Here is a 19950-nt window from a genome sequence, read left to right as displayed (position 1 = left end):
GGTGTCAGGTCAGTGACTCGAGGCCCTATAGACGTAGCACAGCTTAGCCGAGAGTTCCTGGCAGATCGATTTGTGCATCCAGCAAGGCCATGAAGGCTCGCGCCGCATTCGATAGCGTCCTTTCCGTATGCAGGATATAGCCTAGCTGGCGAGTGAGTTGTATGCCCGGTAAAGGTATTCGGGCCACTTGATCGTCAAGCATAGTGCGCGGTAACACGCTCCAGGCCAGGCCGATCGAGACCATCATCTTGATGGTTTCCAGATAATTCGTGCTCATGGCGATGTTTGGCGTCAGGCCTTGAGCTTCGAACAGGCGCCGGACGATGTGGTGAGTAAAGGTGTTGCCACCGGGGAAAACCGCCGGGTGCAGGGCAATGTCCGCCAGGCTGACCGGGCCGTGGCTGATCAGCGAGTGCTCCGGAGCGACCACGAAGTCCAGCGGGTCGTCCCACACCGGCGTGGCCTTGACCAATGCGTGGGGCTCCGGCGCCAGGGTGATGACCGCCAGTTCGGCGCGGCCATGGAGGATTTCTTCGTAGGCCACTTCCGAATCGAGGAACTGAATATCCAGCGCAACTTGCGGGTAACGTCGGGTGAACTCCCTTAATAAGGGGGGCAAGCGGTGCAGCCCGATGTGGTGACTGGTGGCCAGGGTCAGGCGGCCGGACACTTCGCCGGTCAGATTGGTCAGGGCGCGGCGCGTGTCGTCCAGCACATTCAGAATCTGATAGGCCCGCGGCAGCAAGGCGCGTCCAGCCTCGGTCAGGCTGACTTCACGGCCCAGGCGATCGAACAGGCGCACCTTCAATTGCTGTTCCAACCCGGCAATGCGCTTGCTGATGGCCGGTTGCGTCAGGTGCAGCCGTTCGCCAGCGCCGGAGAAGCTACCGGTCTCGGCAATCGCGATAAAAGCATTGAGGTTGGCGAGGTCCATTGCAGTATTCCAGTTGGTTATCCAAAGCATAAAAAATATGAATTTGAGTTATTTAATGTAACCCCCTAGGATCGACCTCACAAGCCAAGGGGTTATTGAATTGTTCAAAACCCAGGGCATAGAAACACGCTGATGAGGACCGACTGATGGCCGGCAAAACGCTTTACGACAAGCTTTGGGATTCCCATGAAGTGAAACGGCGCGACGATGGGTCGTCGCTGATCTATATCGACCGCCACATCATCCATGAAGTGACTTCGCCCCAAGCTTTCGAAGGCCTGCGACTGGCCGGGCGCAAGCCTTGGCGCGTCGACTCGATCATCGCGACTCCGGACCACAACGTACCGACCACTCCGGATCGCAAGGGCGGCATTGAAGCGATTACCGACCAGGTCTCGCGTTTGCAGGTTCAGACCCTCGATGACTACTGCGACGAATATGGCATCACCGAATTCAAAATGAATGACGTGCGTCAGGGCATCGTTCACGTGATCGGTCCTGAGCAGGGCGCCACCTTGCCGGGCATGACCGTGGTCTGCGGCGACTCGCACACCTCGACCCACGGCGCGTTTGGCGCATTGGCTCACGGCATCGGGACTTCCGAGGTCGAGCACGTGTTTGCCACGCAATGCCTGGTGGCCAAGAAAATGAAAAACATGCTGGTGTCGGTCGAAGGCAAATTGCCGTTCGGCGTGACCGCCAAGGACATCGTGCTCGCGGTAATCGGCAAGATCGGCACCGCCGGCGGCAACGGCCACGCCATCGAGTTCGCCGGCAGCGCCATTCGCGATTTGTCCGTCGAAGGCCGCATGACCATCTGCAACATGTCCATCGAAGCCGGCGCTCGTGTTGGCCTGGTGGCTGCCGACGAAAAAACCGTGGCTTACGTCAAGGGCCGTCCATTTGCCCCGAAAGGTGCGGAATGGGACATGGCGGTCGAAGCCTGGAAAGACCTGGTGTCCGACGCTGACGCCGTGTTCGACACCGTGGTCGAGCTCGACGCTACTCAGATCAAGCCGCAAGTCAGCTGGGGCACCTCGCCCGAGATGGTCCTGGCGGTGGATCAGAACGTGCCGGACCCGGCGAAGGAAATGGACCTGGTCAAGCGCGGTTCCATCGAGCGCGCCTTGAAATACATGGGTCTGAGCGCCAATCAGGCGATCACTGACATTCAACTGGATCGCGTGTTCATTGGTTCCTGCACCAACTCGCGGATCGAAGACTTGCGCGCTGCGGCGGTGATCGCCAAGGGCCGTAAAGTGGCTTCGACCATCAAGCAAGCCATCGTCGTGCCGGGCTCGGGCCTGGTCAAGGCGCAAGCCGAGGCCGAAGGCCTGGACAAGATTTTCCTCGAAGCCGGTTTCGAGTGGCGTGAACCGGGTTGCTCGATGTGCCTGGCGATGAACCCGGACCGTTTGGAGTCCGGCGAGCATTGCGCCTCGACCTCCAACCGCAACTTCGAAGGGCGTCAGGGCGCCGGTGGCCGTACGCACCTGGTCAGCCCGGCCATGGCCGCGGCGGCTGCCGTCCACGGTCGTTTCATCGACGTTCGCGAACTGATCTGAGGAACCGCACATGAGAGCTTTTACCCAACACACCGGTTTGGTCGCGCCATTGGACCGTGCCAACGTCGACACCGACCAGATCATTCCGAAGCAGTTCTTGAAGTCGATCAAGCGCACCGGTTTTGGCCCGAACCTGTTTGACGAATGGCGCTACCTGGACGTGGGCTATGCCTACCAGGACAACTCCAAGCGTCCGCTGAACAAGGACTTCGTGCTCAATGCTGAGCGTTATCAAGGCGCCAGTGTGCTGCTGGCCCGCGAGAACTTCGGTTGCGGCTCCAGCCGTGAACACGCGCCATGGGCGCTGGAAGAGTACGGTTTTCGCAGCATCATTGCGCCGAGCTACGCCGACATCTTCTACAACAACAGCTTCAAGAACGGCTTGTTGCCGATCATCTTGACCGACGCTGAAGTGGATGAGTTGTTCCAGCAAGTCGAGGCGAATCCTGGCTACGAGTTGACGGTCGACCTGCAAGCCCAGACCGTGACCCGTCCGGATGGCAAGGTCTACAGTTTTGAACTTGACGAGTTCCGCAAGCATTGCCTGGTCAACGGCCTGGACGACATCGGCCTGACCTTGCAGGACCACGAAGCGATTGCGGCGTTTGAAGCCAAACACCGTGCGAGCCAGCCGTGGTTGTTTCGCGACGTTTGATTCTCGGTAGGTAGTGCCGGCCTCATCGCGAGCAGGCTCGCTCCCACAGTGGATTTGCGGCGTACACAAACCCCCTGTGGGAGCGAGCCTGCTCGCGATGACGGCAGCCCAGACAACACAAGGCTTAACCCCAAAAAGGAAGTCCCATGACCAGCACCGCCCAGCACAGCCAAGTCGTACAAAAGCAATTCGGTGAACAAGCCTCGGCCTATCTGAGCAGCGCCGTACACGCTCAGGGCACCGAATTTGCGTTGCTACAGGCAGAGCTGGCAGGGCAGGGCGATGCCCGGGTGCTGGACCTGGGTTGCGGCGCCGGACACGTGAGTTTTCATGTGGCGTCGTTGGTGAAAGAAGTGGTGGCCTACGACCTGTCCCAGCAAATGCTCGATGTGGTCGCCGCAGCGGCGATTGATCGTGGTTACAGCAATGTCACGACGGTAAACGGCGCCGCCGAGCGCCTGCCATTCGCCGATGGCGAATTCGATTTCGTCTTCAGCCGTTATTCGGCGCACCATTGGAGCGATCTCGGCCTGGCCCTGCGTGAGGTTCGCCGGGTGCTGAAGCCGGGCGGCGTGGCGGCGTTCATCGATGTGTTGTCACCGGGCAGTCCGTTGTTCGACACTTACCTGCAAAGCGTCGAAGTGCTGCGCGACACCAGTCATGTGCGCGATTATTCCGCCGGCGAGTGGTTGCGTCAGGTCAGCGAAGCGGGGTTGCATACCCGTAGCACTACCCGTCAACGGCTGCGTCTGGAGTACACCTCCTGGGTCGAGCGCATGCGCACACCAGAAGTGATGCGCGCCGCGATTCTGGAGTTGCAGCAATCGATGGGCAACGAAGTGCGCGACTATTTTGAGATTGAGGCCGATGGCTCGTTCAGTACAGATGTACTGGTGCTGATGGCTGAAAGATAAGCGTCAAACGAATTTTTCCGGGCGTGCCCCAAGGGCGCACCGACTGATGACATGAGGAAAGCATGAGCAAGCAGATTCTGATTCTCCCAGGTGACGGTATTGGCCCGGAAATCATGGCCGAAGCGGTCAAGGTGCTGGAGCTGGCGAACGACAAGTACAGCCTGGGCTTCGAGCTGAGCCATGACGTGATCGGTGGCGCTGCCATCGACAAGCACGGCGTGCCGCTGGCTGACGAAACCCTGGATCGTGCACGCGCAGCCGACGCTGTACTGCTGGGCGCCGTGGGTGGCCCGAAATGGGACACCATCGAGCGTGACATCCGCCCTGAGCGCGGCCTGCTGAAAATTCGTGCGCAACTGGGCCTGTTCGGCAACCTGCGTCCGGCGATCCTGTACCCGCAACTGGCCGAGGCTTCGAGCTTGAAGCCTGAAATCGTGGCTGGCCTGGACATCCTGATCGTCCGTGAACTGACCGGCGGTATCTACTTCGGCGCGCCACGTGGCACTCGCACCCTGGAAAACGGCGAGCGTCAGGCTTACGACACCCTGCCGTACAGCGAAAGCGAAATCCGCCGTATCGCCCGTGTCGGTTTCGACATGGCCATGGTTCGCGGCAAGAAGCTGTGCTCGGTGGACAAGGCCAACGTGCTGGCTTCCAGCCAACTGTGGCGTGAAATCGTCGAGGAAGTGGCCAAGGATTACCCAGAAGTCGAACTGAGCCACATGTACGTCGACAACGCTGCCATGCAGCTGGTGCGTGCGCCGAAGCAGTTTGACGTGATCGTCACCGACAACCTGTTCGGCGACATTCTTTCCGACCAGGCGTCGATGCTCACCGGTTCCATCGGCATGCTGCCGTCGGCGTCCCTGGATACCAACAACAAAGGTATGTACGAGCCGTGCCACGGTTCGGCGCCGGACATCGCTGGCAAAGGCATTGCCAACCCGTTGGCGACCATTTTGTCGGTGTCGATGATGCTGCGTTACAGCTTCAATCTGCAGGATGCGGCCGATGCGATCGAGAAGGCCGTCAGTCTGGTATTGGACCAAGGCCTGCGTACGGGCGACATCTGGTCGGCCGGTTGCACTAAAGTCGGTACGCAGGAAATGGGCGACGCAGTAGTCGCCGCGCTGCGGAATCTGTAATCTCTCGGGCCCGCTGCAACTTTCACTCTTGAAAGCAGCGGCCCACTTTTTAAAGAAGGTGTAGTTGCGATGAAACGTGTAGGTCTGATCGGTTGGCGCGGTATGGTCGGTTCCGTGCTCATGCAGCGGATGCTGGAAGAGCAGGATTTCGATCTTATTGAGCCGGTGTTTTTCACCACTTCCAATGTCGGTGGCCAAGGCCCGTCCGTGGGCAAGGACATTGCTCCGCTCAAGGACGCTTACAGCATTGATGAGCTGAAAACCCTCGACGTGATTCTGACCTGCCAGGGTGGCGACTACACCAGCGAAGTGTTCCCGAAGCTGCGCGAAGCCGGCTGGCAGGGTTACTGGATCGACGCCGCTTCCAGCCTGCGCATGCAGGATGACGCGGTGATCGTGCTGGACCCGGTGAACCGCAAGGTCATCGACCAGCAACTCGACGCGGGCACCAAGAACTACATCGGCGGCAACTGCACCGTCAGCCTGATGCTGATGGGCCTGGGCGGTCTGTTCGAAGCCGGTCTGGTGGAGTGGATGAGCGCCATGACCTATCAGGCGGCCTCCGGTGGCGGCGCGCAGCACATGCGTGAACTGATCAAGCAAATGGGTGTGACCCACGCCGCTGTCGCCGATCAACTGGCCGACCCGGCCAGCGCGATCCTCGACATCGACCGTCGTGTGGCTGAAGCCATGCGCAGCGACGCGTACCCGACCGAAAACTTCGGCGTACCGCTGGCCGGCAGCCTGATCCCGTGGATCGACAAGGAACTGCCAAACGGTCAGAGCCGCGAAGAGTGGAAGGCCCAGGCCGAGACCAACAAGATCCTGGGTCGCTTCAAGAGCCCGATCCCGGTCGATGGTATCTGCGTGCGTATCGGTGCCATGCGCTGCCACAGCCAGGCGCTGACCATCAAACTGAACAAAGACGTGCCGATCGCCGATATCGAAGGGCTGATCAGCCAGCACAACCCTTGGGTCAAACTGGTGCCGAACAACCGCGAAATCAGCATGCAGGAGCTGAGCCCTACAAAGGTCACCGGTACCCTGAACGTGCCGGTTGGCCGTCTGCGCAAGCTGAACATGGGCACGCAGTACGTTGGCGCGTTCACCGTTGGCGACCAACTGTTGTGGGGCGCGGCCGAACCGCTGCGTCGCATGCTGCGGATCCTGCTTGAGCGTTGATCGGTTGAAGTCATAAAAGAACCCGTTCCTTGAAAGAGGTGCGGGTTTTTTTGTTCCCGCCGATCGTTCCCACGCTGCGTGGGAATGCATCCCGTGACGCTCCGCGTCACTGCCTCAACGATGGACGCAGACCGTCCATGGCGGCATTCCCACGCAGAGCGTGGGAATGATCGGGGTGGGCGTGAATTGCCTGCATGCCAACCACCCGGTAAAGTGCCGCTCCCCCCGTTTCGCCAGAGGTAGAACCATGAGCCAGTCCTTTGATATTGCCGTGATCGGCGCCACCGGTACTGTCGGCGAAACGCTCGTGCAGATTCTCGAAGAGCGCGACTTCCCGGTCGGCAATCTGCACCTGCTCGCCAGCAGCGAATCGGCCGGGCATTCAGTGCCGTTTCGCGGCAAGAACGTACGGGTGCGGGAAGTCGATGAGTTCGACTTCAGTAAAGTCCAGCTGGTGTTCTTCGCTGCCGGCCCGGCGGTAACCCTGAGTTTCGCTTCGCGTGCCACAGCCGCCGGTTGCTCGCTGATCGACCTGTCCGGCGCCTTGCCGGCTGATCAGGCGCCACAGGTCGTGCCTGAAGCCAACGCGCAGGTGCTGGCCGGTTTGAAAAAGCCGTTCCAGGTCAGCAGTCCAAGCCCTTCGGCCACTACACTGGCGGTTGTGCTGGCACCGTTGCTCGGCTTGCTCGATCTGCAACGCATCAATTTGACCGCCAGCCTGGCCGTCTCCGCCCAAGGCCGCGAAGCCGTCACCGAGCTGGCACGGCAAACGGCCGAGCTGCTCAATGTGCGTCCGCTGGAGCCGACCTTCTTCGATCGGCAGATGGCCTTCAACCTGCTGGCGCAAGTGGGCAAGCCTGATGATCAAGGTCATACGCTGTTGGAAAAACGCCTGGTGCGCGAGCTGCGTCAGGTCATGGCGCTGCCTTTATTAAAGATTTCCGTGACTTGCATTCAAGCCCCGGTGTTTTTTGGCGATAGCTTTAACGTGACCTTGCAGTCAGCGAGTGACATCGACTTGGCAAAAGTCAACGCCGCCCTGGAAGACGCGCCCGGTATCGAGCTGGTGGAAGCCGGCGATTACCCGACGCCGGTAGGCGATGCGGTAGGGCAGGACGTGGTCTACGTTGGTCGGGTTCGCCACGGGATCGACGACCTGTCGGAACTTAATTTGTGGCTGACGTCAGATAACGTACGCAAAGGCGCCGCGCTCAATGCTGTGCAGGTGGCTGAATTGTTGATAAAAGACCTGCTGTAAAAGATACTTGGCAACAATTTGTCGAATGAATCCAGCCGGGCGCTATGCTTGGTCGGACTGCTGAAGGCGGGCTCCCTGGGGGGCTTTGCGTGGCATGAATGAAATGATCGCGCGCGACGACTCTTCGCCGCCGCACGCAATGCCTTACGGCAGCGACTATCAATACCTTCTCGCTGGCCGAGGAATGTTCAAACAAAGGATGAGGCTATGGTTCAAGTTCGCAAACTGGTGTTAGCAATAGCGGCCGCCTCGGCGCTGTCCTCCGGTATGGCGCATGCCCTCGGGCTCGGGGAATTGACCCTGAAGTCGACGCTGAACCAGCCCCTGGTGGCAGAAATCGAGTTGCTCGACGTCAAGGACCTCTCTGCTGCCGAAGTGGTGCCGAGCCTGGCTTCGCCTGAAGATTTCGCCAAGGCCGGTGTCGACCGCCAGGCGTTTCTCAATGACCTGACCTTTACCCCGGTGCTCAACGCCAGCGGCAAAAGCATCCTGCGTGTGACGTCCAGCAAACCACTCTCCGAACCCATGGTGAAATTCCTGGTGCAGGTGATGTGGCCCAACGGTCGCCTGCTGCGCGATTACAGCGTGCTGCTCGATCCGTCCAAATTCTCGCCGCAAACCGCTGAAGCGGCTGCGCAGCCTGCACCGACGCAAACCGTCACCGCACCGGTGACCGGTGGCACCAAAGCAACCCAATACACCACCGCGCCGCGCGATACCCTGTGGGAAATCGCCGAGAAGACGCGCAATGGCGGCTCGGTCCAGCAAACCATGCTGGCCATCCAGGCGTTGAATCCGGATGCCTTTATCGACGGCAACATCAACCGGTTGAAAGCCGGTCAGGTGCTGCGTCTGCCGGATCAGGCGCAGAGCACCAATCTGCCGCAACCGAAGGCAATTGCCGAAGTCTCCGCGCAGAACACCGCGTGGCGTCAGGGTCGTCGCTACGTGGCGAAGCCCGGGACCGGACAGCAGCAGCTCGATGCCACCAAGCGCGCTCGCGGTGAAGGCCCTTCGTCGCAAACAGCGACAGACAAGCTGAGTCTGGTCTCTGCCGAGTCCGGCAAGGCCGGTGGCAAAGGCGCTGCGGGCGATGCCAAGAATTTGAGCAACAAGCTGGCCGTGACCCAGGAAAGCCTCGACACGACCCGTCGTGACAACGCCGAACTGAAAAGCCGCATGACCGATCTGCAAAGTCAGCTGGACAAGCTGCAACGCCTGATCGAGCTGAAGAACAATCAACTGGCCAAGTTGCAGGCTGAAGGCGCAGCGGGTGCGCCGGCATCTGCTGAGACCGCTCCGGCGATGTCAGCCGAACTGGCGGCCAATTCTGATGCAACGCCTGCACCTGCGCCTGAAGCGGCTGCTCCCGAGGCCGCTGCGCCTCCGGCCGAGCAGCCTGTCGAGCCAACGCCGGCAGCCTCCGACGATCAGCAATTCAAGGAACTGCTGACTAATCCGTGGCTGCTGGGCTTGGCAGGTGGCGGTGCCGTGGTGGCGTTGTTCCTGCTGTTGTTGCTGGCACGTCGCCGCAAAGCCCAGCAAGAAGCCGAGAAGCATGTGCGCATGGCCCGTGATTTGGCCGAGGAGCAGGCGTTCTCCGCTGAACTCGACCTGCCAAAAGGCATCTTCGATGATTTGGAAGTGCCGCCGCCGAGCGTGAAGCTCGCTACCGCGCCAACCCCAACGCCACCGCCTGCACCAGCCAAGGCTCCCGCGCCGGCTCCGGTGATTGCTCCGGTTGTGGTAACGCCGCCGATCGCTGCGCCATTGGTTTCGCCTGCTGGCGAGCGCAATGACGATGTGTTGAGCAAGGCGCAGTCGCACATCACTGCCGGTCGTCTGAATCAGGCGGCTGCCTTGCTGGAGGACGGGATCAAGCAAGAGCCGCAACGCAGTGACTTGCGCCTCAAGCTGATGGAAGTCTACGGTCAGCAAGGCGACCGCGATGCATTCGTTGCCCAGGAACGCCAGCTGGTGGCCAACGGGGACAACTTTGCTCAGGTCGAAAAACTCAAGAGTCGCTTCCCGGCCATGGTCATTGCGGCAGCCGGTGGTATCGCAGCCGCTGCGATCGCTGCCGAACTGGACGCGCAATACGTCAAGGATCTGCTGCTGGACGAGCCTGAGGCGCCGGCACCGGCAGTGCCTGATGACTTCGACACTGCGTTCGATTTAAGCCTGGATGATCTGGAAACTGCCTCGGCGGCAGGGGTTGCACCAGAGCCAGAGCCAGAGCCAGAACTCGATGATCTCGACAGTGCTTTCGATTTGAGCCTGGATGATCTGGAAACTGCCTCGCCGGCAGTGGTTGCACCCGAGCCAGCACCCGAACCAGCATCAGAAAAACCTGAACCTGAACCTGAACCTGAACCTGAACCTGAACCTGAACCTGAACCTGAACCTGAGCTCGATGATCTCGACAATGCCTTCGATTTGAGCCTGGATGATCTGGAAGCGGCCTCTCCGGCAGTGGTTGCACCAGAACCAGCACCAGTGTCTGTGACAGATCTGGACGAATTCCCGCGGGACGACGACCTGAGCTTCGAGTCGGTGTTGCAGCAGCAGACCGACATCAAGGAAAACCTCGATGACCTGTCGGACTTCGACCTGGATATGGATCTCGGTGGGGATGCCTCGCCGGCGACCCTGGCCGAAGACGACTTCCTGTTGAGCCTGGATGACGGCGTCAAGGACCTTGATATACCTGTCGCTGAAGCGCCGGCTGTTCCTGCGGCTGCGCTGGACGATCTGGAGCTGCCAGCCGATTTCGACCTGTCGCTGGCTGACGAAATGGACGCGCCAGACGCTCCGGACGCGTTTGCCGCCGAATTGGAAGACGTCAACGCCGAACTGGATCGTCTGTCCCAGAGCCTTGGCGAGCCGAGCTTCACGGCGGAAGATGCGATGGCCTCCGCCGCTGACGAGCCGGAATTCGATTTCCTTTCCGGCACCGACGAAGTCGCGACCAAACTCGATCTGGCCCAGGCCTACATCGACATGGGCGACGCCGACGGCGCCCGGGACATCCTCAATGAAGTGGTGACCGAGGGTGATTCAGGTCAGAAGACCGAAGCCAAGGAAATGCTTTCGCGTCTGGCTTGATTGATCGGTAAGGCGTAAACAAAACGGCAGCCCATTGAGGCTGCCGTTTTGTTTCAGTCCACGACAGCTCGTTCCCACGCAGAGTGTGGGAACGATCAACCCCGACACGTCAGGCCACAAAAAACATACGCCTCTGGCGTCCCTGCCTGACAGCCTTATAATGCCCGCCTTTGCGTATATCAGCAGGCTGTCACTCCTTGGCAAATATAGATAATCCGGCCGCCGAACTGGCGGCCGAGGGCTTTTTCCGGATCGCTTTAGGCGTTGAATACAAAGGCTCGCGCTATCGCGGCTGGCAGCGCCAGGCCTCCGGCGTGCTCACCGTGCAGGAGACGCTCGAAAAGGCCTTGTCCAAAGTCGCCGACTCACCGGTGTCACTGCTCTGCGCCGGACGTACGGATGCCGGCGTGCATGCGTGCGGCCAGGTGGTGCATTTCGATACTCAGGTCGAGCGTTCGATGAAAGCCTGGGTCATGGGCGCCAATATCAATTTGCCTCACGACGTCAGTGTCAGCTGGGCCAAGGTCATGCCGGCGCATTTTCATGCGCGGTTCAAGGCCATTGCCCGACGCTATCGCTACGTGATCTACAACGATCAGATCCGCCCGGCGCACCTGAACGAAGAAATCACCTGGAATCACCGTCCGCTGGACGTCGAGCGCATGGCCGAAGCGGCACAGTACTTGGTCGGCACCCACGATTTCAGCGCGTTCCGTGCCGGCCAGTGCCAGGCCAAATCGCCGATCAAGGAACTGCATCACCTGCGTGTCACGCGCCACGGCAAGATGATCGTGCTGGACATCCGCGCCAGCGCCTTCCTGCACCACATGGTGCGCAACATTGCTGGCGTGCTGATGACCATCGGTGCCGGCGAGCGCCCGGTGGAGTGGATGAAAGAAGTGCTGGAGAGCCGCATTCGCCGTTCCGGTGGGGTGACGGCGCACCCGTACGGCCTGTACCTGGTGCAGGTCGAGTACCGCGACGAGTTCCAATTGCCCGAGCGTTACATCGGGCCGCACTTCCTGACCGGTTTCTCGGAACTTGACGGCTGACGACCTCGAACGCTTTTGTTACCATCCGGGACTTTCTCGGATTTACCTTGGGGTTCTATCGACATGTCGGCCGTTCGCAGCAAGATTTGTGGGATTACCCGCATAGAAGATGCGTTGGCGGCGGTTGAGGCCGGGGCTGATGCGATCGGATTTGTGTTCTACGCCAAAAGCCCTCGGGCCGTGACGTTTCAGCAGGCGCGCTCGATCATCGAGGCGTTGCCGCCGTTCGTGACCACCGTAGGGTTGTTCGTCAACGCCAGCCGCTGCGAGTTGGGGGAAATCCTCGACGCCGTGCCGCTGGACCTGTTGCAGTTCCATGGCGACGAAACCGCGGCCGAGTGCGAAGGCTGGCACCGTCCGTACATCAAGGCGCTGCGGGTCAAGGCCGGTGACGACATCGCGGCCGCATGCGATGCGTTTCCAGGCGCCAGCGGTATCCTGCTCGACGCCTACGTTGAAGGCGTACCCGGCGGAACCGGTGAAGCGTTTGACTGGTCTCTGATACCGCAAGGCTTGAGCAAGCCGATCATCCTGGCGGGTGGCTTGACGCCGGACAATGTCGCCGAGGCGATTGCAAGGGTTCGGCCTTATGCCGTGGACGTCAGCGGCGGAGTGGAGGCGAGCAAGGGCATCAAGGATCACGCAAAGATTCAGGCATTCATCAAAGCGGTACGCGGAAGCTGATGTGACGGCTGGCACACTGCCGCCGTCCACAGGCATGGCTGAGGGTTTTTGGGGTGTACGCAGGTCACGCTTCACTGACCCGGCAACCCATCGATCATCGCCACACACATGAATTTAGCTCAAGGGCATACGCGGGGCTGCGAACCAGAGTGTTCGGGCCGCCGGTACTGGAGAAAGAAAGCATGAGCAACTGGTTAGTAGACAAACTGATCCCTTCGATCATGCGTTCCGAGGTCAAGAAGAGCTCGGTGCCTGAAGGTCTTTGGCACAAATGCCCGTCTTGCGAGGCTGTGCTGTATCGTCCGGAGCTGGAAAAGACCCTGGACGTTTGCCCCAAGTGCAACCACCACATGCGTATCGGCGCACGCGCCCGCATTGATATCTTCCTTGACGCTGAAGGCCGTGCCGAACTGGGCGCGGACCTGGAGCCGGTTGACCGTCTGAAGTTCCGCGACGGCAAGAAGTACAAGGATCGTCTGAGCGCTGCGCAGAAGCAGACCGGCGAAAAAGACGCCCTGATCTCCATGAGCGGCTCTCTGTTGGGCATGCCGGTCGTGGTGTCGGCCTTTGAATTCTCCTTCATGGGTGGTTCGATGGGCGCCATCGTTGGTGAGCGTTTTGTTCGCGCTGCCAACTACGCGTTGGAAAACCGTTGCCCTATGATCTGCTTCGCCGCTTCCGGCGGTGCGCGGATGCAGGAAGCCCTGATCTCTCTGATGCAAATGGCCAAGACCTCTGCGGTGCTGGCGCGTCTGCGTGAAGAAGGCATTCCGTTCATCTCCGTGCTGACCGACCCGGTCTACGGTGGTGTTTCCGCCAGTCTGGCGATGCTCGGCGACGTGATTGTCGGTGAGCCGAAAGCCCTGATCGGCTTCGCCGGTCCGCGCGTGATCGAGCAGACCGTGCGTGAAAAACTGCCGGAAGGCTTCCAGCGCAGCGAATTCCTGCTGGAACACGGTGCGATCGACATGATCATCCACCGCCAGGAACTGCGTCCGCGTCTGGGCAATCTGCTGGCACAAATGATGGGCCTGCCGACGCCGAAATTCGTCGCCGCGCCAATCGAGCCAATCGTGGTTCCACCGGTACCCGCCAACCTATGATCGAACGTACCCTTGGCGAGTGGCTCGCCTACCTTGAGCAGTTGCACCCTTCAGCCATCGACATGGGCCTGGAGCGCTCGCAACAGGTAGCGTCCCGCATGGGACTGGGCAAGCCGGCGCCTCGGGTGATTACGGTCACCGGCACTAACGGCAAAGGTTCTACCTGCGCATTCGTGGCTTCGTTGCTGCGGGCGCAGGGCCTGAGCGTCGGTGTCTACAATTCTCCGCACCTGCTACGTTACAACGAGCGGGTGCAGGTCAATGGTGTCGAAGCCACTGATGCCGAGCTGTGCAAAGCCTTTGCTGCGGTCGAGGCGGGGCGTGGCGACACATCCCTGACGTACTTCGAAATGGGCACCCTCGCGGCGTTCTGGCTGTTTCAACAGGCCAGTCTCGATGCAGTGGTGCTGGAAGTCGGGCTGGGCGGGCGTCTGGACACGGTCAATGTGGTCGATGCCGATATGGCGCTGGTTACCAGCATCGGTGTCGATCACGCGGACTATCTGGGTGATACCCGTGAATCCGTAGCGTTCGAAAAGGCCGGCATCTTCCGCCAGGGCGCGCCTGCGCTGTGTGGCGACCTGAATCCTCCACAGCCTCTGCTGGATAAAGCGCGCGAGCTCAATTGCCCGTTTTTCCTGCGTGGGCGCGATTTCGACCTCGGCATCACCGATCACAACTGGCAATGGCGCGGTCTTGACGCTCAAGGGCGTGTGGTTGAGCTGCATGATCTGCCGTTGCTCGATCTGCCGATGGAAAACGCCGCGCTGGCGTTGCAGGCTTACCTGTTGCTCGGGTTGCCTTGGGTGGATGCCCACATTATTGCTGCGCTGAAAGCCACTCGGGTGGTCGGTCGCCTCGATCGCCGTCAGTTTGACTGGCAGGGCAAGCGCCTGAACCTGTTGCTGGACGTGGGGCATAACCCCCATGCGGCAGAGTATCTGGCTCGCCGTCTGGCCAGCCGTCCACCGGCCGGCAAGCGTCTGGCAGTGTTCGGACTGTTGGCAGACAAGGATCTGGATGGTGTTGTCGGTGAATTGAATGCTAGTGTCCAGCATTGGGCCGTCGCGCCGCTGGATTCACCGCGAGCACGCCCGGTTGCCGATTTGCACGCGGCGTTGCGCAACCTTGGCGCCTCGGTAACATCCTATGACAGCGTGGCCGCCGCCCTGGAAGGGCAGTGCGCGCTGGCGACGAGCGACGACGAGATTCTGTTGTTCGGATCATTTTATTGTGTCGCCGAGGCCCTCGAATGGCTGGCCCGGCGCTCCACGGAGGAAGCGGCAAATGGCATTGCTGGATAAGGCATACAAACAGCGCATGGTCGGCGCCCTGGTTCTGGTAGCGCTGGCGGTGATTTTTCTGCCGATGCTGTTTTCCCGTCAGGATGAACAGCGTCAAGTGACGGTTGACGCCCCGGCTGCGCCGCAAGCGCCTGCGGTGCCGCCAGTTCAGGTCGATCCGGTGGTGGTGCCTGAGCCGCAAGCGCTGCCTCAGGAACCTGTGCCGAGTGATGATGAAATCGCTCAGCAAGAAGCACCGTCGACAGCGATTGCCCCGAGTGCGCCGGTGGCGCCTGCGCCTGCCGCCAAACCGGTCGCGCCAGCACCTGCGCCGGTCAACAAACCAACGGTTGCACCTGGCCAGCCCATCACGGCTGCACCGGGCAAGCCGGACACGACTCAAAGCCGCGTCGATGCCAATGGCCTGTCGGTCAGTTGGTCGGTGCAACTGGCCAGCCTGTCGAGCCGAGCAAGTGCAGAAAGCCTGCAGAAATCCCTGCGCAGCCAGGGCTACAACGCCTACATTCGTACTGCCGATGGCAAGAATCGGGTGTTTGTCGGGCCGCTGATCGAGCGGGCAGAAGCCGATCGTCTGCGTGACTTGTTGAGCCGTCAGCAGAACCTCAAGGGTTTTGTGGTGCGTTTCCAGCCTGAGCGTGGCTAAAACTATCGACCTGATTTGAAATGCACTGACAATCGCAGCTTACCGACAGCCATGCGCTCTGCTAAAATGCGCCGCCTTATCCGTCTGTAGGCTGCACTGTGCCATTTACCTGGGTTGACTGGGCGATCGTTGCAATCGTCGCCATCTCCGCATTGATCAGTCTGAGCCGCGGCTTTGTCAAAGAAGCACTGTCGCTGGTGACCTGGATCATCGCAGGAGTCGTCGCCTGGATGTTCGGTGGTTCATTGTCCGAGTACCTCGCCGGATACATCCAAACGCCGTCGGCCCGTGTGATCACGGGCTGTGCCATCATGTTTGTCGCCACGTTAATCGTAGGCGCGATGATCAATTATCTTATCGGCGAATTGGTTCGCGTCACCGGGCTGTCCGGGACCGATCGATTCCTCGGCATGGCCTTCGGCGCCGCGCGTGGCGTGTTGCTGGTGGTCGTGGCGGTCGGGCTGTTGAGCCTGGGGCCGGTACAGCAGGACGGGTGGTGGAAAGAGTCACAGCTCGTGCCAAAATTTCTATTGGTTGCAGACTGGTCCAAAAACCTGATTCTGGGGTGGAGCAGTCAGTGGCTTGCCAGCGGTATCAGCGTACCCGCTGAGATACCGTTCAAGGAGCACCTCTTGCCGATGGCCAAAACGCCTCAGTGAGTTGTGTTCAGTTCAGATCCATTAAGTAGGGGTTGCGTCGCATGTGTGGCATCGTCGGTATCGTCGGTAAGTCGAACGTCAATCAGGCGCTGTATGACGCGCTAACCGTCCTCCAGCACCGCGGCCAGGACGCTGCCGGTATCGTGACCAGCCATGATGGCCGGTTATTCCTGCGCAAGGACAATGGCCTGGTACGTGACGTGTTCCATCAGCGTCACATGCAGCGCCTGGTCGGTCACATGGGTATTGGCCATGTGCGTTACCCGACCGCGGGCAGTTCGACTTCGGCCGAAGCCCAACCGTTTTACGTCAACTCGCCTTACGGCATCACCCTGGCGCACAACGGTAACCTGACCAACGTTGAACAGCTGGCCAAGGAGATTTACGAATCTGACCTGCGCCACGTCAACACCAACTCCGATTCGGAAGTGCTGCTCAACGTGTTCGCTCACGAACTGGCCCAGCGCGGCAAGTTGCAGCCAACCGAAGAAGACGTGTTCGCGGCTGTTACTGACGTGCACAACCGTTGCGTCGGTGGTTACGCGGTTGTGGCGATGGTGACCGGTTACGGCATCGTCGGTTTCCGCGACCCGCACGGCATCCGCCCGATCGTCTTCGGTCAGCGTCATACCGACGAAGGCGTCGAGTACATGATCGCCTCCGAAAGCGTTTCCCTGGACGTGCTCGGTTTCACCCTGATTCGCGACCTGGCGCCGGGCGAAGCGGTCTACATCACTGAAGACGGCAAGCTGCACACCCGTCAGTGTGCGACCAACCCGTCGCTGACCCCGTGCATCTTCGAGCACGTCTATCTGGCGCGTCCGGATTCGATCATCGACGGCGTGTCGGTCTATAAGGCACGCCTGCGTATGGGCGAGAAACTCGCCGAGAAGATTCTGCGCGAGCGTCCGAACCACGACATCGACGTGGTCATCCCGATTCCGGATACCAGCCGCACCGCGGCCCTCGAGTTGGCGAACCACTTGGGCGTCAAGTTCCGCGAAGGCTTCGTGAAGAACCGATACATCGGCCGGACCTTCATTATGCCGGGCCAGGCTGCACGGAAAAAATCCGTACGCCAGAAGCTCAACGCCATCGAGCTGGAATTCCGCGGCAAGAACGTGATGCTGGTGGACGACTCCATCGTTCGCGGCACCACCTGCAAGCAGATCATCCAGATGGCCCGCGAAGCCGGCGCCAAGAACGTCTACTTCTGCTCCGCAGCACCGGCCGTTCGTTACCCGAACGTCTACGGTATCGACATGCCGAGCGCTCACGAGTTGATCGCCCACAACCGTTCGACCCAGGACGTGGCTGATCTGATCGGCGCTGACTGGTTGATCTATCAGGACTTGCCTGACTTGATCGAAGCGGTCGGTGGCGGCAAGATCAAGATCGAGAAGTTCGATTGCGCGGTGTTCGACGGTCAGTACGTCACCGGTGACGTCGACGAGGCTTACCTGAACAAGATCGAGCAGGCACGTAACGATGCCTCCAAGGTCAAGACGCAGGCTGTCAGTGCGATCATTGATCTGTATAACAACTGAGTAACTACCGGCCCTGAGGGGCCGGTTTTGTATCTACTAAAAAGAGCAAGGCAAGGAGTGACAGCATGAGTCAGGATTGGGATGCCGGTCGGCTGGACAGCGACCTCGAAGGCGTAGCGTTCGACACCCTGGCCGTACGCGCCGGTCAGCACCGCACGCCGGAAGGCGAACACGGCGATCCGATGTTCTTCACTTCCAGCTACGTATTCCGTACCGCCGCCGACGCGGCCGCGCGCTTTGCCGGTGAAGTGCCGGGCAACGTTTACTCGCGCTACACCAACCCGACCGTGCGTGCGTTCGAAGAGCGCATTGCCGCGCTGGAAAGCGCCGAACAAGCCGTGGCCACGGCGACCGGCATGGCTGCGATCATGGCGGTGGTGATGAGTCTGTGCAGTGCCGGCGATCACGTGCTGGTATCGCGCAGCGTGTTCGGTTCGACCATCAGTCTGTTCGAGAAGTACTTCAAGCGCTTTGGCATTGAAGTCGATTACGTGCCTCTGGCGGACTTGTCCGGCTGGGATGCGGCGATCAAGGCCAACACTAAATTGCTGTTCGTCGAATCGCCCTCCAATCCGCTGGCGGAACTGGTAGACATCGCCGAACTGTCGAAAATCGCTCACGCCAAAGGCGCGATGCTGGTGGTCGACAACTGCTTCTGCACCCCTGCGTTGCAGCAGCCGCTGAAGATGGGCGCGGACATCGTCGTGCACTCGGCGACCAAGTTCATCGACGGCCAGGGCCGTTGCATGGGCGGTGTTGTGGCCGGTCGCAGCGAGCAGATGAAAGAAGTCGTCGGTTTCCTGCGCACTGCCGGGCCGACCCTGAGCCCGTTCAACGCCTGGATCTTCCTCAAGGGCCTGGAAACACTGAACCTGCGCATGAAGGCTCACTGCGCCAATGCCCAGCAACTGGCCGAATGGCTGGAGCAGCAGGAAGGCATCGAGAAAGTCCATTACGCCGGTCTCAAAAGCCATCCGCAGCATGAGCTGGCCCTGCGTCAGCAGAAAGGCTTTGGTGCGGTCGTGAGTTTCGAGGTCAAGGGCGGCAAAGAGGGCGCTTGGCGTTTCATCGATGCGACCCGTCTGATTTCCATCACCGCCAACCTCGGTGACAGCAAAACCACCATTACGCACCCAAGCACCACCTCTCACGGCCGTCTGGCGCCGCAAGAGCGTGAAGCCGCGGGCATTCGTGACAGCCTGATCCGCATCGCGGTCGGCCTGGAAGACGTGGCAGACCTGCAAGCCGATCTGGCGCGCGGGTTGGCTGCCTTGTGATCGAGTTGTCCACGCCAGGCACTGGCACCAACGGCCGCGTTGCACTGGTCACGGGTGCTGCGCGGGGCATTGGTTTGGGGATCTCGGCCTGGCTGATCAGCGAAGGCTGGCAGGTGGTGCTGACTGATCTCGATCGAGTGCGCGGTTCGAAAGTGGCGAAGGTGCTTGGCGACAACGCCTGGTTCATCGCCATGGACGTCTCGAACGAAGGGCAGGTGGCATTGGGCGTCGCCGAAGTGCTGGGGCAGTTCGGGCGTCTGGATGCGCTGGTGTGCAACGCAGCGGTTGCCGATCCGCACAACATCACCCTTGAAAGCCTGGATCTGGCGTACTGGAATCGGGTGCTGGCGGTGAATCTCAGTGGGCCGATGCTGTTGGCCAAGCACTGTGCGCCGTATCTGCGCGCTCACAGCGGCGCGATCGTCAACCTGGCCTCGACCCGCGCCGGGCAGTCGGAACCCGACACCGAGGCTTATGCGGCCAGCAAGGGCGGTCTGTTGGCCCTGACTCATGCCTTGGCGATCAGCCTCGGGCCGGAAATCCGCGTCAATGCGGTCAGCCCGGGCTGGATCGATGCGCGGGATCCCTCCGCACGTCGTGCCGAACCTCTGACCGATGCCGATCATGCCCAGCATCCGGCGGGCAGGGTAGGGACGGTCGAGGATGTGGCGGCGATGGTCGCCTGGCTGTTGTCGAAGAATGCCGGTTTTGTCACAGGCCAGGAGTTCGTGGTCGATGGCGGCATGACCAAGAAGATGATTTACAGCGAGTAATTCGAGCAGGGGCCGCGACAGCGGCGGCTTGAGGTTGCAGGCGGCCATTGGCAGCGCTGCGGGAAATGACATGATTTTGTCTTTTTTAGAAAAACTTCAAGCGGGGTATTGACTTAGCTTCGGTACCTGCGTAAATTTCGCGGCCTCGGA

At 60.5% G+C, this 19950-nt stretch carries 17 protein-coding genes; 16 read left to right on the top strand and 1 reads right to left on the bottom strand.

What is annotated here, in order from left to right:
- Window positions 1-43 precede the first annotated feature (43 nt).
- Entirely contained in the window at window positions 44-934 is an 891-nt protein-coding gene (locus DFS28_RS15725; RefSeq protein WP_111450539.1) for a LysR family transcriptional regulator, read from the bottom strand.
- Between the two features lie 146 nt (window positions 935-1080).
- Here DFS28_RS15725 and leuC point away from each other — a divergent pair, with 146 nt between their 5' ends.
- The 16 genes from leuC to DFS28_RS15645 all read left to right on the top strand — a co-directional run bounded on the left by leuC (window position 1081) and on the right by DFS28_RS15645 (window position 19800).
- Window positions 1081-2499, top strand: a complete 1419-nt coding sequence (gene leuC, locus DFS28_RS15720) for a 3-isopropylmalate dehydratase large subunit (RefSeq protein WP_008151269.1) — start codon at window positions 1081-1083, stop codon at window positions 2497-2499.
- A gap of 10 nt (window positions 2500-2509) precedes the next feature.
- The gene (gene leuD, locus DFS28_RS15715) at window positions 2510-3154 is read left to right on the top strand and encodes a 3-isopropylmalate dehydratase small subunit (RefSeq protein WP_024164598.1); all 645 of its coding nucleotides are present in this window, start codon (window positions 2510-2512) and stop codon (window positions 3152-3154) included.
- A 146-nt stretch (window positions 3155-3300) separates the two neighbouring features.
- Window positions 3301-4068, top strand: a complete 768-nt coding sequence (locus DFS28_RS15710; RefSeq protein ID WP_111450538.1) for a class I SAM-dependent methyltransferase — start codon at window positions 3301-3303, stop codon at window positions 4066-4068.
- Window positions 4069-4130: 62 nt separating this feature from the next.
- Window positions 4131-5213: a 3-isopropylmalate dehydrogenase gene (gene leuB, locus DFS28_RS15705; protein WP_111450537.1), complete on the top strand. Its 1083-nt coding sequence runs from the start codon at window positions 4131-4133 to the stop codon at window positions 5211-5213.
- Between the two features lie 69 nt (window positions 5214-5282).
- A complete protein-coding gene (asd, locus tag DFS28_RS15700) occupies window positions 5283-6395 on the top strand; it encodes an aspartate-semialdehyde dehydrogenase (protein WP_111450536.1) in 1113 nt (370 codons plus the stop codon).
- A gap of 247 nt (window positions 6396-6642) precedes the next feature.
- On the top strand, window positions 6643-7653 hold the full coding sequence (locus DFS28_RS15695; RefSeq protein ID WP_111450535.1) for an aspartate-semialdehyde dehydrogenase: 1011 nt from the start codon (window positions 6643-6645) through the stop codon (window positions 7651-7653).
- A gap of 207 nt (window positions 7654-7860) precedes the next feature.
- A complete protein-coding gene (locus tag DFS28_RS15690) occupies window positions 7861-10758 on the top strand; it encodes a FimV/HubP family polar landmark protein (RefSeq protein WP_111450534.1) in 2898 nt (965 codons plus the stop codon).
- Window positions 10759-10955: 197 nt separating this feature from the next.
- Window positions 10956-11810, top strand: coding sequence for a tRNA pseudouridine(38-40) synthase TruA (truA, locus tag DFS28_RS15685; RefSeq protein WP_111450533.1), 855 nt, complete (start codon window positions 10956-10958; stop codon window positions 11808-11810).
- Between the two features lie 63 nt (window positions 11811-11873).
- A complete protein-coding gene (locus tag DFS28_RS15680) occupies window positions 11874-12494 on the top strand; it encodes a phosphoribosylanthranilate isomerase (RefSeq protein ID WP_111450532.1) in 621 nt (206 codons plus the stop codon).
- 182 nt (window positions 12495-12676) lie between these two features.
- Window positions 12677-13597 (top strand): acetyl-CoA carboxylase, carboxyltransferase subunit beta, encoded by a 921-nt coding sequence (accD, locus tag DFS28_RS15675; protein WP_111450531.1) that lies wholly within the window; start codon window positions 12677-12679, stop codon window positions 13595-13597.
- Window positions 13594-14901, top strand: coding sequence for a bifunctional tetrahydrofolate synthase/dihydrofolate synthase (gene folC / locus DFS28_RS15670; protein WP_111450530.1), 1308 nt, complete (start codon window positions 13594-13596; stop codon window positions 14899-14901). Before accD ends, folC begins: the two co-directional genes overlap by 4 nt.
- On the top strand, window positions 14885-15544 hold the full coding sequence (locus DFS28_RS15665; protein WP_111450529.1) for an SPOR domain-containing protein: 660 nt from the start codon (window positions 14885-14887) through the stop codon (window positions 15542-15544). Before folC ends, DFS28_RS15665 begins: the two co-directional genes overlap by 17 nt.
- Before the next feature lie 98 nt (window positions 15545-15642).
- Window positions 15643-16203: a CvpA family protein gene (locus DFS28_RS15660; protein WP_008145596.1), complete on the top strand. Its 561-nt coding sequence runs from the start codon at window positions 15643-15645 to the stop codon at window positions 16201-16203.
- A gap of 41 nt (window positions 16204-16244) precedes the next feature.
- Window positions 16245-17750 (top strand): amidophosphoribosyltransferase, encoded by a 1506-nt coding sequence (gene purF, locus DFS28_RS15655; RefSeq protein WP_008145601.1) that lies wholly within the window; start codon window positions 16245-16247, stop codon window positions 17748-17750.
- 65 nt (window positions 17751-17815) lie between these two features.
- On the top strand, window positions 17816-19027 hold the full coding sequence (locus DFS28_RS15650; protein ID WP_111450528.1) for an O-succinylhomoserine sulfhydrylase: 1212 nt from the start codon (window positions 17816-17818) through the stop codon (window positions 19025-19027).
- A complete protein-coding gene (locus tag DFS28_RS15645; protein WP_008145603.1) occupies window positions 19024-19800 on the top strand; it encodes an SDR family oxidoreductase in 777 nt (258 codons plus the stop codon). Before DFS28_RS15650 ends, DFS28_RS15645 begins: the two co-directional genes overlap by 4 nt.
- Window positions 19801-19950: the final 150 nt, after the last annotated feature.

It is taken from the genome of Pseudomonas sp. 478 (assembly GCF_003254125.1).
Taxonomy (GTDB): Bacteria; Pseudomonadota; Gammaproteobacteria; order Pseudomonadales; family Pseudomonadaceae; genus Aquipseudomonas.
The sequence above is the reverse complement of the archived record's forward strand: the minus strand, read 5'-3'. Positions and strand labels throughout refer to the sequence as shown.

What these genes read in the sequence shown, in the direction of transcription:
- DFS28_RS15665 (WP_111450529.1), top strand. Translation starts at nt 14,885, where the DNA reads ATGGCATTGCTGGATAAGGCATACAAACAGCGCATGGTCGGCGCCCTG.
- DFS28_RS15725 (WP_111450539.1), bottom strand. Translation starts at nt 934, where the DNA reads ATGGACCTCGCCAACCTCAATGCTTTTATCGCGATTGCCGAGACCGGT.
- DFS28_RS15650 (WP_111450528.1), top strand. Translation starts at nt 17,816, where the DNA reads ATGAGTCAGGATTGGGATGCCGGTCGGCTGGACAGCGACCTCGAAGGC.
- leuC (WP_008151269.1), top strand. Translation starts at nt 1,081, where the DNA reads ATGGCCGGCAAAACGCTTTACGACAAGCTTTGGGATTCCCATGAAGTG.
- leuD (WP_024164598.1), top strand. Translation starts at nt 2,510, where the DNA reads ATGAGAGCTTTTACCCAACACACCGGTTTGGTCGCGCCATTGGACCGT.
- purF (WP_008145601.1), top strand. Translation starts at nt 16,245, where the DNA reads ATGTGTGGCATCGTCGGTATCGTCGGTAAGTCGAACGTCAATCAGGCG.
- DFS28_RS15695 (WP_111450535.1), top strand. Translation starts at nt 6,643, where the DNA reads ATGAGCCAGTCCTTTGATATTGCCGTGATCGGCGCCACCGGTACTGTC.
- DFS28_RS15680 (WP_111450532.1), top strand. Translation starts at nt 11,874, where the DNA reads ATGTCGGCCGTTCGCAGCAAGATTTGTGGGATTACCCGCATAGAAGAT.
- DFS28_RS15710 (WP_111450538.1), top strand. Translation starts at nt 3,301, where the DNA reads ATGACCAGCACCGCCCAGCACAGCCAAGTCGTACAAAAGCAATTCGGT.
- asd (WP_111450536.1), top strand. Translation starts at nt 5,283, where the DNA reads ATGAAACGTGTAGGTCTGATCGGTTGGCGCGGTATGGTCGGTTCCGTG.
- DFS28_RS15690 (WP_111450534.1), top strand. Translation starts at nt 7,861, where the DNA reads ATGGTTCAAGTTCGCAAACTGGTGTTAGCAATAGCGGCCGCCTCGGCG.
- leuB (WP_111450537.1), top strand. Translation starts at nt 4,131, where the DNA reads ATGAGCAAGCAGATTCTGATTCTCCCAGGTGACGGTATTGGCCCGGAA.
- accD (WP_111450531.1), top strand. Translation starts at nt 12,677, where the DNA reads ATGAGCAACTGGTTAGTAGACAAACTGATCCCTTCGATCATGCGTTCC.
- folC (WP_111450530.1), top strand. Translation starts at nt 13,594, where the DNA reads ATGATCGAACGTACCCTTGGCGAGTGGCTCGCCTACCTTGAGCAGTTG.